We start from the raw sequence: 14,475 nt of genomic DNA, 5'->3' as shown, positions 1-14,475 counted from the left end.
TAATTAAACGTAATTAAAACCACTTATGAGCTATCGAAGTTTCACCATACATAATAGAAAAGATTGGGACGAATATATAAACCAGTCATATGCGCACGAGGGATTTCATACCTGGTACTATCACTCTTTAAATAATGAAGGCGAGCCGCTTTTATTTGTTTATGAAGATGATGCGGTTTTTATAGCATTACCTGTAATCAAGAGGAAAATTGAAGGTTCCGAATACTTCGATATGACTTGCGTGTATGGCTATTCAGGGCCTTTATCCAACATACCCCTTGAAAACTTACCGGTCGCAATAACTACACAATTTAAGGTTGCATTTACAGGTTTTATGAAAGAAGAATCGGCCATTTGTATCTTTTCAAGATTACATCCGTTCCTCAATCAGCATCATCTTTTGGAAAATATTGGCGGTATTAAGGATAACGGCACAACGCTGTACGTTGATCTTTCCATGTCTGAAGAAGAACAACGAAATGGCTATGACAAAAGACTTGGTCGGCAGATAAGAAGCCTGCGAAAAATGGGTTTTGTTATTAAAGAAGCGGATACAATTCAGGAAATTGAACATTTTGCGGAAATGTATTATAAAAACATGGATAGACTGCATGCCTCATCTAATTATTATTTTGATGTTCAGCATTTTATCAATCTTCTTAACGAGGAATACATGAGAAATAAACTGATCTTAATTTACGATGGCCTAAACCTAATGTGCGGAGCGCTCATTTTATTATCAGATAACATAGTAAGAAACCACCTTTCTGCTACTTCTCCCGATTATCTGAATATTTCTCCGAGTAAACTATTAACAGACGAGATAAGTATGATTGGAAGAAGATTAGGAAAAAAGATCTTTCACCTTGGAGGCGGCGTAGGCGGAAAAGAAGATTCACTTTTTAATTTCAAAAAGCTTTTCTCCAACTTACAGGTAAAAGACCGGATCTGGTGCTATATCAATGATGAGCCTGCATATAACGAGCTTGTTTTAAAATCGGGTGTGGATCCCAATCCTGAAATTAAATTCTTTCCATTATATCGCCATCCTAACAGAAAAACACGGTCAACTACCTCTGAACCAGAAACCACCACAATTGAAAACCTTAATTAAATACAGAAATGAAAAATAAGTTTAACTATTCCGATGCTGACCTTGCCGTATTCGACCGGGTAATGGATGAATATGGATGGATTATATACGAAAATGCCCTGGACGAAGAATTCATTGATGAAATAACAGATTCATTGATACCTGCATACGATATCAGGCGTAAAATTCAAATTGCAAATGGTATAGGTGATAACATGAACGGAACGTTACACCACCTTGTTGAACGGGAAAGATTTTCACTGAAGTTTCTTGAACGAAAATATTGTGCAGATCAGATGATGCATTTCTTAAAAGGAAATTACATTATAAATTCGCTGGGCGCGGTCATCAATTTAAAAGATGAAAAACCATATGTTCAAAACATCCATCGGGATATAAGAAGTTTTACCGGCGATTTTAAAGTAATGATTCAAATGATGATAATATTAGATGATTTTACTCCTGAAAACGGGTCAACTTATTTTTTGTCAGGCTCGCATAAAAGCGATGAAAAACCGGAGAGTGATTTCTTCTACAAAAATGCAGATCGTGCCAATGCAAAAAGAGGCAGCATTATCTTGTTTGACTCCAATTTGTGGCATGCGGCTGGTAAAAATTATACTGATGCATCAAGGCGGACATTAACCATGGCTTTTACTAAGCCTTTTTTTAAACAACAGCTTGATTATCCAAGATTTTTGGGATATGAATTTGGCGAAGGATTAAGTGATGACCTGAGGCAAGTTTTGGGTTATAAATCCCGGGTGCCGGAAAACTTAAACGAATATTATCAGCCTGTTGAAAAAAGAATGTACCAGCCCGGTCAGGGTTAAATTCAAAATTTGCCATCTATTGTCAATGCTGTTTAATCTTTGATTTTAAAATCTGCCTTAAACTAACAACAATGCTACACTTGTGTTATTAAGCAAAAACTAAAATCATGGATCTTAAACTTAATGACAAAATCGCGCTGGTAACCGGATCAACAGCCGGAATTGGCTATGCTATTGCAAAATCATTAGCCAACGAGGGCGCCACGGTATATGTAAATGGCCGAAGCCAAACCAAGGTTGACGAAGTTGTAAAAAAGCTGATTGCCGAAACCGGTAACAATAAAATTAAAGGCATTGCTGCTGATTTTTCAAATATTGCGCAAGTTGAAACACTGACAGCACAATTGCCGGAAGTTGATATCCTGGTGAACAACGTGGGTATTTTTGAACCTAAACCATTTACCGAAATTACCGATGCCGACTGGCTGAAGTTTTTTGAGGTCAATGTACTAAGCGGGGTACGGTTGTCGAAAGCCTATTTTGATAAAATGATCAGTAAAAATTGGGGCCGTATTATTTTTATCTCTAGCGAATCGGCATATCAGATCCCCGAAGAAATGATCCATTATGGCACAACCAAAACGGCTCAAATTGCAGTTGCACGTGGTTTGGCCGAACTTACTAAAAGCACAGGTGTTACTGTAAATACTGTTTTGCCCGGGCCGACTTTATCTGAAGGCGTGGGCGATTTCATTGAGGCTTTAGCAAAAGATCAGGGTTTGAGTAATACTGAGGTAGAAAAAGAATTTTTCACTAATGTGCGTGGCACGTCATTAATAAAACGTTTTATTACTACAGAGGAAATTGCAAACATGGTTACCTATATTGCAAGTCCGCTATCGGCAGCAACTAATGGTGCAACTTTACGTGCTGATGGCGGGGTTATAAAAACAGCATTCTGAAATTTAAACGAAAAAGCACAAAAATCCCGGTCAGGCGTAATACCTGGCCGGGATTTTTTATGCGTTCTAAATTTCTAATGTTTTGTAGTGTCTTTTTTGCTTGTGTCGGTCTTAGCTGTGTCAGTAGCCGCCGGTGCACTTTGACTTGTTGAATCCATTTTTGTACTGTCAGAGCCATCGCCTGCTTTTTTTTCCGAGCTACAGCTGGTAGCAATAGCGCCTATCATTGCCGCGACAAGTGCGAAACTTAAAAATTGCTTTTTCATAGTTATTTGCTTTTGATTAATAATCAATTTATGATGAACCATACTATTAACGAAGCTTTAACCGTATTGTTTACCGGTAATTCTGGATTTTATTATCTTTTTATTTTTAAACATACGCCTGTTTGATTCACATTTGCCACTTATTGTTTAATTTTTTTCTGATCTTTAAGCGCTATGGTAGTATCCGAAGGATTATTAAAGTGGGTAATGCGCTTCTACCCTCCTCTCCTTTTCCAGCGTATCTGGGTAGTTAAATTCAGCAAAGGCTATCGCGGTGTTAAGGTAAAAGTCAGGAAGAGTTTTCTCAATAAAAACTACAATAACTCAATTTTTGGCGGCACGCTTTTCTCGGCCGCAGATCCCTTTTACCCTATCCTGTTTTATCAAATATTTAGCCATAAAGGTTATAAACTTACGGTTTGGTCAAAATCGGCAACGGTAAAATACGCAAGGCCGGCAGCAACAAATTTATCTTTTGATATCGAGCTATCAGACAGCGATATAGCCGAAGCAGAGCATGTTTTAAATACAGCCGGGAAATTTATTCGCTCGTTCCCTATTGACATTTACAATAAAGATGGCGAAATATGCGTATCCCTCATGATTGAGGTATATATTCGAAACTTAAACTTTACTGATACTACTATATAACTTATACTGATGACTGTAATTATGAATGACGAAGCTTTTGAAAAAAAAGGCTTCAAAATCTCAACCGATAAAAACCTGCTTAACGTTGATGTTATTTATGATTATCTGAATAATGAATCATACTGGGCAAAAGGCATCCCGCGACAAAAAATGGCAAAAGCCATCGAAAACTCCATGTGTTTTGGTATTTATCTAAACCATGAACAGGCGGGCTTTGCACGTGTTGTTACCGATAATGCTACGTTTGCTTATATCTGCGATGTATTTGTACTGCCTGCTTATCGTGGTAAAAGCCTTTCTAAATGGTTAATCCAAACAATTGTTAAACATCCGGATTTGAAAGGTTTAAGAAGATGGTCGTTAGCTACATTGGATGCGCATAACTTGTATAATCAATTTGGTTTTTCGCCACTCTCCCGCCCGGAAAACTGGATGGAGATTTTTACACCATATATTAAGCCCTAATAATCAAAAGGCTATGAACAAAATAAACGTTAAGAAGCTGATTTTTGAAGGTGAAGGGGTTACTGTTGATTTTAAAAAAACGATAACCAGTTGTGAAAAAATAGCCCGGACAATGGTATCATTTGCTAACAACAAAGGTGGTAAATTACTTATTGGGGTTATTGATGACGGCACAATAAAGGGTGTGAAATCAGACGACGAAGAAAGGTACATGATAACAAAGGCAGCTCATTTTTTTTCGAGGCCGGCGCTTGAACCTGTTTTTGAAGAGGTATATTTTGATGATAAATTGGTACTCGTTGTAGAGATTGCTTCAAGCGAGCTAAAACCTCATTATGCTCTCGCCGAAGACGGTAAATGGTGGGCTTATGTACGCGTAAAAGATAAAAGTGTACTGGCCAGTAAAATTGTACTGGAAGTTTTAAAACGTTCGTCAAATGATCAGGGTGTTTTAATTGAGTATTCTGAAAACGAGAGTACCTTACTTGGCCATTTGGAAAAAGCTGGCCGCATTACCATAAAAGAATGCAGCGAGCTGCTTAAAGTTGGGCGCCGTCGTGCTCAGAATGTACTTGTTGACCTGATATTATCAGGCCTGATCAAGATCAACACAACCGAAAAGGAAGAATATTATACAGCCTGCTGACTTTTCTGTGTGCCCGAATGGTTACTTTTGTCCTCCTGTTGCCTGAGTAATTATGAGAGCCCTTTACCAAAAATACAAACCTTATTATCTTGAAAGCCTTAAATTGGCTATCCCGGTAATTATATCAAACGTAGGACATACGCTCGTTCAAATGTCTGATACCATCATTGTGGGGCATTTTGCTGGCACTGTTTCTTTGGCTGCAGTATCAACCGTAAACAGTCTGTTCATGGTTCCGTTGGTGATTGGCATGGGGATCTCTTATGGTTTAACGCCACTTATCGCCCAAAATAATGGGCGCAAAAATCACAAAGAATGCGGCCTGTTATTATCCAATAGTTTATTCCTGAATATACTGAGCGGAATCATCCTGTTTTGCGGAATCTACTTTGGCACCATGTTACTTATCGGCCACCTTGACCAGTCGCCCGAGGTTGTAAAAGAGGCTAAGCCATATTTATTTTTGCTTAGCTTGTCCCTAATCCCCTTGCTCATTTTTAACACGTTTAAGCAATTTGCAGAAGGTTTGGGTTTTACTAAACAGGCCATGATGATATCGATATGGGGTAACCTTATTAATATTTTGTTCGGGATAATTTTTGTTAAGGGCCTGTTTGGCATCCAACCAATGGGTATTAGAGGTGTTGGCTACAGTACACTGATTGATCGTTGCTTAATGGCAACTGTTATGGGTATCTATGTTTTCCGTTCAAAAAATTTTAAAACTTATTTAACAGATTTTGCCATTAAGCATATCGATAAGCTCCGAGGTATCCAGATCATGAAAATCGGTGCGCCTGTGGCAATGCAGTACACATTTGAGATCAGCGCCTTTGGCGGCGCTGCATTATTGGTTGGCACCATCGGTGTAGTTGCGCAGGCCGCACACCAGGTTACTATAACTATGGCATCCATGACTTATATGATGGCAAGCGGCATTGGTGCGGCTGCAGCAATTAAATCGGGTAACTATTTTGGTGTAAGTGATCATCGTAATTTAAGGCTTGCGGCTATATCCAATTATCACATTGTATTGCTGTTTATGACGTTTACGGCAGTAGTATTTGCTTTAGGCAGGCATCTTTTACCATGGATTATTACCTCGGATAAAGAAGTAATAACCATTGCATCACAGCTACTTATAATTGCAGCATTTTTCCAGCTGTTTGATGGTGCGCAGGTTGTTGGGCTTGGTGTACTAAGGGGCATGGGCGATGTAAATATCCCAACTGTTATTACTTTTCTGGCGTATTGGATAATTGGTTTGCCTGTTGGTTACCTGCTTGGTATTAAATTAAACCTTGGGGTTTATGGGGTTTGGTATGGCCTTGTGCTGGGCCTTGGAACCGCATCGGTACTTTTATTTGTACGGTTTAACCTGTTAAGCAAAAGCCGCAAGCAAAAGCCGGTAATACCAGCAATAGCAACGGATTAAAAATAGAGGTCGATAGCCGCCTTGAACGTATTACAGTGCGCTTCCACAATATCTTTAATTTGTGGTGAATACCCTCCTCCCATACTTACCTGCACGGGGACATTGTGTTTGATGCATTGTTCAAAAACAAACTGATCACGGGCTTTACATGCGTCTTTACTTAATGCAAGCTTACCCAGCTTATCAGTAGCCAAAATATCAACACCCGAAAGGTAAAAGATAAAGTCGGGCTTATGTTGCTTAATCAATCGCGGCAGCGTTGTTTTAAGTATGTCGAGAAACTCGACATCACTTACGCCATCTTTTAAAGGGATATCCAGATCAGATTGCTCCTTTCTGTAAGGGAAATTGTTAGCCCCATGCATTGAGAAAGTAAATACCCTGGACTCATTTTCAAAGATTTCAGCTGTGCCGTTGCCTTGATGTACATCTAAATCAATTATTAAGATAGATGTGGCTAATTTATTGTCCAATAAATAATTAGCTGCAATGGCTTGGTCATTTAACAGGCAGAAACCTTCACCCCAGTTACTGCCTGCATGATGTGTACCGCCTGCAACATTGAACGCGACACCATCGTCAAAAGCGTACCGGCAGCCATCAATTGTGCCTTTTGCTATCCTGATCTCCCGTTCAACCAATTGCGCCGATAAAGGAAAACCCGTGCGGCGTTGTTCCTTCGGTGAAAGCGTGAGGTCTCGAAGCTGGTGCCAGTAATTTTCATCATGGGTACGGGTAATGATATTTTCTTCCAGCAGCCCCGGCGAAAACAAATTATTCCTGCCTATCACGCCTTCATATAATAACTGGCCCGGGATCAGTTCATACTTCAGCATAGGAAAGCGGTGCCCTTCGGGCAGCGGATGGGCATATATCGGATCGTAAGCTATTTTGAGCATACCTTCTATCCTATCAACTCTCCAACATGTTTTTGAATATTGTCGCAAATGCTATCCAACGGTAAATCATTAGCATCCCGACCAAAAGGGTCCTCAATTTCTTCAGCTAATAACTCAATACTCGCAAAAACAAAAAGTACAAAGCAGATTATCGGGATAATAAAATATTTGAGGTCAAAGGCCCAGGTAAAGGGCAGGGTCATGATGTACGTAAAGATAAATTTCTTGATAAAAACATTGTACGAAAACGGAATAGGCGTTTTCTTAATTCGTTCACATGCTCCGCAAATATCTGTAAAAGAAGTAATTTCAGCTGTTATGCTAAACAATTGCTCCGGGTTGATAGCACCTTCTTTATTTAACCTGTAAATGTTTTTAATCATTTCAGAAGCTACCTGGTTGGGTACATGTTTTTGTGCATCAACACTGATGAACGACTGCTCCTCCGGAACATATTCATCCCGTAAATGATCTCTCAAGGCTCTTGCATAACGCGGAATAGCGTAATTAAAAAAAGCCAGTTCATTTTCGCCAATCAGATGTTTTAATTTGATGGCAAGGTTGCGGCTGTTATTCACCAGGCTTCCCCAGATCTTACGCCCTTCCCACCAGCGGTCATAAGCCGAGTTGATACGGAATGCCAGCAATAAGGAGAATACGAAACCTATTGTTTGATGAATAAAGATTACCTTCTTAAGTATGCTTGTATCGGGTAGCTGCCAAAAATCAATCAGGAAATAGGTAACAACACCTGCATATGCACCTACGGCAAGCATAAGTGGAAATAACTCGCGCAGCGTTTCGGCTTTATTTATTTTAAAAATGAATGAAAACCACTCTTTGGGATTGTAGTAAACCATATATCTCTGAAAATTTAAACAGCTTTTAGTGCATCAGCCATCAATCCGGCTGCTTTATAAACATCCTCAAATGTATTGTAAAGCGGTACAGGGCTTAGGCGGATCACGTCCGGTTCGCGCCAATCGCCTATAACACCATTTTGTGCAAGATAGTTGAAAATAGCCCTGGCTTTTCGTTCGCAAACTACTGAAAGCTGGCAGCCGCGGGCAGTCGCGTCAGATGGAGTAATTATCCGATAAACCTCTTCGCCCTGCTGTTTATTAATGCTTTGAATCAAAAATTCCAAATACCCCGTTAAATAAAGACTTTTTTGCCGGAGGGTATCTAACCCGCCTGCACTGTCAAAAATAGCCATAGAGGCTTTAAATAAAGCGAGAAGCGGAATTGGGCTTGTGCTTACCTGCCAGCCGGCTGCCCCAGCCTCGGGGTCGAAGCCCGGAGCCATCAGAAACTGCTTATCACGACGGTATCCCCACCAGCCGGCAAACCTGTTCAGTTCCTTATCGGTAAAATGTTTTTCATGTACAAAAATGCCGCTTATGCCGCCCGGTCCGGAGTTCATGTATTTGTACGAACACCAGCAAGCGAAATCGGCTCCCCAGTTGTGCAACTGCAAGGGAACGTTCCCTGCAGCATGAGCCAGATCAAAGCCTGCATAAGCGCCTGCTGCGTGGGCGGCATCTGTAATTGCTTTCAGATCAAAAAACTGTCCGGTATAGTAATTGATTCCGCCGAACAGCACTAAGGCCAGTTCATTTTTGTTTTGATCAATGGTTTGAATGATGTCTTCGGTACGTAATGTAACCTCCCCGTCCCGCGGGAAAATCTCAATTATTGTATCCTTAGGATCGAGACCGTGGAATCTCACCTGGCTTTCCATTGCATATTGATCAGAAGGGAAAGCCCCTCCCTCCATGAGAATTTTAAAACGCTTATTATCTGGTTTATAAAAGCTTACCATCAATAAATGAAGATTTACTGTAAGCGAGTTCATGATGGTAACTTCATTATCCCGCGCGCCTACAAGGCCGGCAATTGAGCCGGTAATAGATTTATGATAATCAAGCCAGGGATCATCTCCCCGAAACCAACCTTCAACAGCAAGGTTTTTCCAGGTGTTTAATTGATCGGCTAAATATTGTTGCGCGGAAACCGGTTGCAAGCCAAGCGAGTTACCGCAAAGGTAAACCGCGTCTTCACCATTGTGCTGGGGAATTAAAAAACGACTTCGGAAATTTTTTAATGAATCCTGCTCATCCTGCTGCCGGACAAACGCCAGATCGTTTTGATAGTTCATTCGCCAATAATACAAAATAGGAAGCTTATTTGTTGGGCTTGCTCACGTAAATATTGCCTTTTACATAGAAACGATAAGGCAGCAAGGCATCTTCAGCAGCGTAAGCCACTCCTATTCGTGGGCCGGCTTTTATCTGATTATCCGGAAAATGAAGGCCACGGTCTTCAAGCCAGATCGTATCGCCCTGCAAACTAAACGCATTGATATTGCGCGAAATGCCTAATGCCTTGGCTACCGAACCAGGCCCGGCAGTTATGGTTGGCTTAAGAACCGGCATGTTGCGCCGTACCTGCATTGCTTCAAGCCCATCGGTAGGTTGAATTGCCCGGATAAGAATTGCCTGCGGGTGCCCTTCGCTTGAGGTGACGATATTAAACATTTCATGAATACCATAACACAGGTAAACATAGGCAATGCCTCCCTGCATAAACATGGTTTTAGTACGTGGCGTAAGGCGGTTACCGAAAGCGTGAGAGGCTTTATCTACAACACCATTATAAGCTTCTGTTTCAACTATATAACCACCTGTAGTTACACCGTCAATACAGGTAAATAAATACTTACCTAACAGATCTTTACTGATATTTACAACATCGTTACCCAGGTAATAACTTTCAGGTAATTTCATTTTTTCAGGATTCCCTTCAATAATTTGTTAATCTCTTTTGACTTGTCAAAGATCATGATATGTGTACCTCCTTTAACAATGGTGGCGTTTTTTACTCTTTTGTAATCAAACACCAAATCCATATCACCGGTAATGTGATAGAGGTTTGGCGGGATAACTTCGTTCTTCCAGTGCAAAATGGCATACATAGCCCATTTCATGAATACCGGCGATGATCTTTTGAGCATATCGCTAAATAACCAGGCATCTTCCTGACTCGTGTGACCAAACAAAGGTTTGATCATAAACCCCATCAAATTAAATACTTTTCCCGGGACAAGTTTGTAAACAGGCAGCGCGTGAAAGAGTTTAAAATACCATGGCGCCTCATCACTGGTTTTAATACTGGAAATCAAAATAACCTTTTCGGCAGGGATGAGCTTCGCCATTTCAACAGCGACAATCCCGCCTAAGGAGTTGCCGATCAGTACTGAGTTTGATTTTATATTGTATTGATAAATAAGCTTTTGAGCGTAACTAACTAAAGTGTCTTTTGAATTCGGTTCTATCCAGTCTACCGTAATTACCTCATGCTCATCACTGAGGTTAATATTGTTGTATACACGCGTATCAGCACCGAGACCGGCAATTAGATAGATCCTGCTCATTAAAAATTAATAAGCTTTATTATTTGTTCAAGATATTGCGCATCAGTTTCATTGAACTGATCAAGCAACTCGCTGTCTACATCAAGTACGGCCGCTACCTTATCGTCTTTAAATACCGGCACCACAATTTCCGAGCGGGAAAGTGAGCTACACGCAATATGCCCGGGAAATGCATCAACATCCGGCACAATCAAAGTTTTAGCCTGCTGCCATGCGGCTCCGCAAACACCTTTCCCCAGGCCAATACGGGTACACGCAACCGGCCCTTGAAATGGGCCTAAAACCAATTCGTTTTCTTTAACCAGGTAAAAACCTACCCAAAACCATTTAAACTGCTCTTTTAAAGCCGCCGCTACGTTTGCGATATTAGCTATAAGGTCAGGTTCGCCATAAAGTAATGCTTCTATTTGAGGGACAAGCGAGGCGTATTGCTCCGCTTTATCGGTCGATGTATTTATTGTTAGATCTTCTGCCATGATGTAAAAGTAAGGATGCCACGTTGAAACTAAATAAGGCAAATATCATATTTAATCTTTTATTTAGCATTTACATGATCGTTAGCCTTACCATAATCCGCTACCGCAAACTGTTTGTTCCTTTTGCCCTGTTGGCTATGGCTATTCATCGCCTTCCCCTATTGATGCAAAAAGGATGCAGTTTTTACAAACTTCTTGGTTCTGGAAAAAACGGAACATTTGACCTTGAACCCGACTGGCAACAATGGGGCTTATTGGCTTGCTGGGATAGCAGGGGAAATTTTGACGCATTTTATAACAGGTCGTTCGTCTCATCCTGGTGGAAGCTGTTAGGTACTGAAAGCTGGACAATGATTTGTCAGCCCCTGCAAAGCCACGGGAGTTGGGATGGAAAAGAGCCATTCGGCAAGCCCGATGTAAGCGACATCAATGGCCCAGTCGCCGTACTCACACGCGCAACAATCAAACTTAGCAGGTTAAAGAATTTCTGGGCCAATGTAGATACCGTTGCAAACATAATGACATCCGCTCCCGGATATATAAATTCATTTGGCGTTGGTGAAGCTCCGGTATACAGACAAGCTACATTTTCTGTTTGGGAAAGCCTGGAACACGTCAAAGCTTTTGCATATAAAAGCCCCGAACATGCCGAAGTAATTAAAAAGACAAGAAGCGAAGGTTGGTATAGCGAGGAACTTTTTGCACGATTTAAACCTATTGCCAGTTTCGGTACCATTAACGGAAAAGACCCATTAAAGGGCTTATTGAATAAATAAAAAGACATGAGAATTATTGCAGAACTCCCCCATCCCGATTTTAAAATCTCTATCCTGAATATGAATAATAAATTTATTGTAAAGGTAGAGCAGGGTTCCCTTGAGCAGAGTTACAAGATCCCGGAAATGGATTTAACCGACGGGGTAAACAGTGTTTTTGAATTACTTGATGAGGAGTTTTTAAAAAAGATAGCCGCCCGGTTTATCGACATGCGTAACGATTATAAAGACGCTTATTTTAGATATAACTATTGAAGTAAAACATCCATTTACATTGATAAACAATAGCTTATAAGTAAAAGCAACTGTAGGCAAAATTTAATTTGGCAAAAAAAATGCATTTTAAGTTCTGCTTGTCTTCATTTTACATAGTATCTAAATAAAAAATTGAATAAACTAATATTAATATATTGATATTAAATTAGTTATATAGTTAAACAAAATTTTATTCTGCGTTGATTTTAACGGAATAAATGAAAGGTCAAGCCAATAGCAAGTCGCAATACCAAAAACCGGAAGGTTTGGTATCGGTAGCAGAAACGCAGGAATCATTGGCGTTTTTCGGCGTGGCGTATTCCTTAAAAATTTTCACACCTGTTTTGTATTCAATTGGGTTTTTAAATATTGGCCCTTTAAAAGTGAAGGTATGAAATTCCCCATTCTCGCCGCAAACGTCAACATCGTCAGGCAACGCATCAATTAACTCCCGACTGATCTCTTTACCAACAATGCGTTCCAAACGTTGCTGGGTACAGGCTATCACGGTTCCGAAACCGAGGTTCAAAAATTCATTTATTAATTCGGATGTATCCCTTTTCCATAAGGGGTAAATACCTTTGAGCCCAACCTCGCTTAACCGTGCATCGCGGTAATCTTTTAGGTCTTGCAAAAATATATCGCCAAAAATGGAATGGGTTACACCTTCATTTTTAAAGCGAGTTAAATGGTGTCGCATCACATCGTCATATTCCTGCATACCCGGCATTTCGGGCAGGCGGATTTGATATAATGGAATACCGATAGCTTCTGCTTGTTTAGTCAGTAATTCCGTCCTTACACCATGCATGGAAATCCTGTCGGCTGCATCATTGATCGTAGTTACAAGATAGGCGATTTCAAGATCCGGATTTTGCAGGCAATGATATAAAGCGAGGGCGCTGTCTTTACCGCCGCTCCAATTGAAGATACACTTCATATTTAATTGGTGATTTAGTGAGTTAGCGAATTAGTGATTTAATCCTTTAATAATTGGTTCACTAATTCAGGTACGCCAACTGTTGCTTTTTCCTGGATTTTAATAACCGGCCCTTTAACATTTACAAAAGGTATATTGGGATCGATAATATACTTTGGCGTCTCGCGGTCAACATAACCGATAAGCCCTGCGGCCGGGTAAACAGCAAGGGAGGTACCTATAAGCATAAATATATCAGCCCCCACGCATATAGCGGCTGCATGTTCTATCATTGGTACGGGCTCACCAAACCAAACTACGTGCGCACGTAATTGTGAACCTAATTCGCAAAGCTCTCCCATTTTAATTTCCCACCCATCGATAGGATAAGTAAGTTCTGGTTTGATACTTGATTGTGAGCGGGTGATAATGCCATGTAAATGCACCACATTGGTTGAACCTGCCCTTTCATGCAGGTCATCTATATTTTGAGTAATGATGGTTACCCTATACTTTTCTTCGAGCGCAGCAAGTGCATAGTGGGCCGCATTAGGTTTTGCTTCCAATACAGATTTACGGCGCTCGTTATAAAATTGCTGTACCATAACCGGGTTATGCTCCCAGGCCTCAGGCGTGGCTACGTCTTCAATATTATACCCTTCCCAAAGCCCATCGCTATCCCTGAAGGTTTTTAAACCACTTTCGGCGCTGATACCTGCGCCGGTTAACACTACTAAGTTCTTCATTTTAATATAAACAGATGATAATTGATTAGGCCATAAAAAAAGCGGACTGCCTTTCAACAATCCGCTTTAAATTTAAATGCATTTATATTATAAAGCCAATTGCTTTTTGTCCTGCAGAAACGTGTACTTATTCTTAGCCAATTCAAAACCACCAAAAAGTATTGCACTAAATACCAATGTACCCAATGCCATATTTTTCTCAAACGGAATAGCCTTGACCAATGACTCGCCATACCCAGCCAAAGTATGCGGATAAGCTGTACCATATAACCATGGCAGATCAGTAATTAACCAGTGAATCAAAACTGTAGCGATTGAGCCTAAAAGCACACTAACAACATTTACCCTTTCAAGCATAGTACCAACAAGCACCATTAATGCAAAACACAGGTAAACCCATGCGGCTCCGCCATACCATAAAGTTAACTTTGAAGTAAACAGGTAATTAATCACGATATCTGTAGTAAACAACGTAAGCAATACAGTAGCATACCCTTTCCACTTTGAGGTAAAATAAGCGCCGCCAAATAATGCAATAGCACCTACCGGATTGAAATTACTCAATTCTTTATATTTAAATGCTAAAAGCCTGAATGCGGCAGCAACCAGGATCATCAGGATCAGGAACAAGTTGCGGTTGGTGTTATCTTTTGCGGTCATGATTTTATATATGGCGTAAA

Annotated in this window: 19 protein-coding genes; 9 read left to right on the top strand and 10 right to left on the bottom strand. The window is 40.5% G+C overall.

What is annotated here, in order from left to right; genetic code table 11:
* The first annotated feature begins 25 nt into the window (after positions 1–25).
* The 3 genes from ABID99_RS12125 (at position 26) to ABID99_RS12115 (ending at position 2,828) form a co-directional block, all read left to right on the top strand.
* Entirely contained in the window at positions 26–1,114 is a 1,089-nt protein-coding gene (locus tag ABID99_RS12125; RefSeq protein WP_175489932.1) for a GNAT family N-acetyltransferase, read from the top strand.
* 8 nt (positions 1,115–1,122) lie between these two features.
* Complete coding sequence (locus ABID99_RS12120; RefSeq protein WP_188831916.1) at positions 1,123–1,926, top strand: phytanoyl-CoA dioxygenase family protein; 804 nt, start codon at positions 1,123–1,125, stop codon at positions 1,924–1,926.
* 107 nt (positions 1,927–2,033) lie between these two features.
* Complete coding sequence (locus ABID99_RS12115) at positions 2,034–2,828, top strand: SDR family NAD(P)-dependent oxidoreductase (protein ID WP_188831917.1); 795 nt, start codon at positions 2,034–2,036, stop codon at positions 2,826–2,828.
* Between the two features lie 74 nt (positions 2,829–2,902).
* Here ABID99_RS12115 and ABID99_RS12110 read toward each other — a convergent pair whose 3' ends face one another.
* Positions 2,903–3,094, bottom strand: coding sequence for a hypothetical protein (locus tag ABID99_RS12110; RefSeq protein WP_139159935.1), 192 nt, complete (start codon positions 3,092–3,094; stop codon positions 2,903–2,905).
* A 174-nt stretch (positions 3,095–3,268) separates the two neighbouring features.
* Between ABID99_RS12110 and ABID99_RS12105 the strand changes: the two genes are divergently transcribed.
* The 4 genes from ABID99_RS12105 to ABID99_RS12090 are packed head-to-tail and all read left to right on the top strand — an operon-like array spanning position 3,269 to position 6,291.
* Complete coding sequence (locus tag ABID99_RS12105; RefSeq protein WP_090525580.1) at positions 3,269–3,745, top strand: DUF4442 domain-containing protein; 477 nt, start codon at positions 3,269–3,271, stop codon at positions 3,743–3,745.
* Between the two features lie 9 nt (positions 3,746–3,754).
* Positions 3,755–4,210 carry a GNAT family N-acetyltransferase gene (locus ABID99_RS12100; protein WP_090525582.1) on the top strand — a complete coding sequence of 152 codons (456 nt, stop codon included), beginning with the start codon at positions 3,755–3,757 and terminating at the stop codon, positions 4,208–4,210.
* 13 nt (positions 4,211–4,223) lie between these two features.
* Positions 4,224–4,856 (top strand): helix-turn-helix domain-containing protein, encoded by a 633-nt coding sequence (locus tag ABID99_RS12095; protein WP_308421671.1) that lies wholly within the window; start codon positions 4,224–4,226, stop codon positions 4,854–4,856.
* Positions 4,857–4,908: 52 nt separating this feature from the next.
* On the top strand, positions 4,909–6,291 hold the full coding sequence (locus tag ABID99_RS12090; RefSeq protein ID WP_373613851.1) for an MATE family efflux transporter: 1,383 nt from the start codon (positions 4,909–4,911) through the stop codon (positions 6,289–6,291).
* Here ABID99_RS12090 and ABID99_RS12085 read toward each other — a convergent pair.
* The 6 genes from ABID99_RS12085 to ABID99_RS12060 are packed head-to-tail and all read right to left on the bottom strand — an operon-like array spanning position 6,288 to position 11,099.
* The gene (locus ABID99_RS12085) at positions 6,288–7,190 is read right to left on the bottom strand and encodes a histone deacetylase (protein WP_373613850.1); all 903 of its coding nucleotides are present in this window, start codon (positions 7,188–7,190) and stop codon (positions 6,288–6,290) included. The genes ABID99_RS12090 and ABID99_RS12085 overlap by 4 nt on opposite strands.
* A gap of 5 nt (positions 7,191–7,195) precedes the next feature.
* On the bottom strand, positions 7,196–8,050 hold the full coding sequence (locus tag ABID99_RS12080; RefSeq protein ID WP_090525589.1) for a bestrophin family protein: 855 nt from the start codon (positions 8,048–8,050) through the stop codon (positions 7,196–7,198).
* 14 nt (positions 8,051–8,064) lie between these two features.
* The gene (gene kynU / locus ABID99_RS12075; RefSeq protein ID WP_373613849.1) at positions 8,065–9,348 is read right to left on the bottom strand and encodes a kynureninase; all 1,284 of its coding nucleotides are present in this window, start codon (positions 9,346–9,348) and stop codon (positions 8,065–8,067) included.
* A gap of 25 nt (positions 9,349–9,373) precedes the next feature.
* Complete coding sequence (locus ABID99_RS12070; RefSeq protein WP_373613848.1) at positions 9,374–9,976, bottom strand: DNA-3-methyladenine glycosylase; 603 nt, start codon at positions 9,974–9,976, stop codon at positions 9,374–9,376.
* Positions 9,973–10,623 (bottom strand): alpha/beta hydrolase, encoded by a 651-nt coding sequence (locus ABID99_RS12065; RefSeq protein ID WP_373613847.1) that lies wholly within the window; start codon positions 10,621–10,623, stop codon positions 9,973–9,975. The genes ABID99_RS12070 and ABID99_RS12065 overlap by 4 nt, the downstream gene beginning before the upstream one ends.
* Positions 10,623–11,099, bottom strand: a complete 477-nt coding sequence (locus ABID99_RS12060; RefSeq protein WP_090525597.1) for a GAF domain-containing protein — start codon at positions 11,097–11,099, stop codon at positions 10,623–10,625. Before ABID99_RS12060 ends, ABID99_RS12065 begins: the two co-directional genes overlap by 1 nt.
* Before the next feature lie 74 nt (positions 11,100–11,173).
* On the opposite strand from ABID99_RS12060, the gene ABID99_RS12055 reads away from it, so the two are divergent.
* Complete coding sequence (locus ABID99_RS12055; protein WP_090525599.1) at positions 11,174–11,875, top strand: DUF3291 domain-containing protein; 702 nt, start codon at positions 11,174–11,176, stop codon at positions 11,873–11,875.
* A 6-nt stretch (positions 11,876–11,881) separates the two neighbouring features.
* Positions 11,882–12,130, top strand: a complete 249-nt coding sequence (locus ABID99_RS12050; protein ID WP_090525603.1) for a hypothetical protein — start codon at positions 11,882–11,884, stop codon at positions 12,128–12,130.
* A 226-nt stretch (positions 12,131–12,356) separates the two neighbouring features.
* Here the strand turns inward: ABID99_RS12050 and ABID99_RS12045 are convergent, their stop codons facing one another.
* The 3 genes from ABID99_RS12045 to ABID99_RS12035 all read right to left on the bottom strand — a co-directional run bounded on the left by ABID99_RS12045 (position 12,357) and on the right by ABID99_RS12035 (position 14,455).
* Positions 12,357–13,070 carry a diphthine--ammonia ligase gene (locus tag ABID99_RS12045; protein WP_090525613.1) on the bottom strand — a complete coding sequence of 238 codons (714 nt, stop codon included), beginning with the start codon at positions 13,068–13,070 and terminating at the stop codon, positions 12,357–12,359.
* Positions 13,071–13,108: 38 nt separating this feature from the next.
* Positions 13,109–13,795 carry a Sir2 family NAD-dependent protein deacetylase gene (locus ABID99_RS12040; protein WP_090526225.1) on the bottom strand — a complete coding sequence of 229 codons (687 nt, stop codon included), beginning with the start codon at positions 13,793–13,795 and terminating at the stop codon, positions 13,109–13,111.
* 87 nt (positions 13,796–13,882) lie between these two features.
* Positions 13,883–14,455: a DUF6580 family putative transport protein gene (locus ABID99_RS12035; RefSeq protein WP_373613846.1), complete on the bottom strand. Its 573-nt coding sequence runs from the start codon at positions 14,453–14,455 to the stop codon at positions 13,883–13,885.
* Between the last annotated feature and the right edge of the window lie 20 nt (positions 14,456–14,475).

Source organism: Mucilaginibacter sp. OAE612, from assembly GCF_041806395.1.
Lineage (GTDB): Bacteria > Bacteroidota > Bacteroidia > Sphingobacteriales > Sphingobacteriaceae > Mucilaginibacter > Mucilaginibacter rubeus.
Note: the sequence above shows the minus strand (reverse complement) of the source record. Positions and strands in the feature narration are given on the sequence as shown.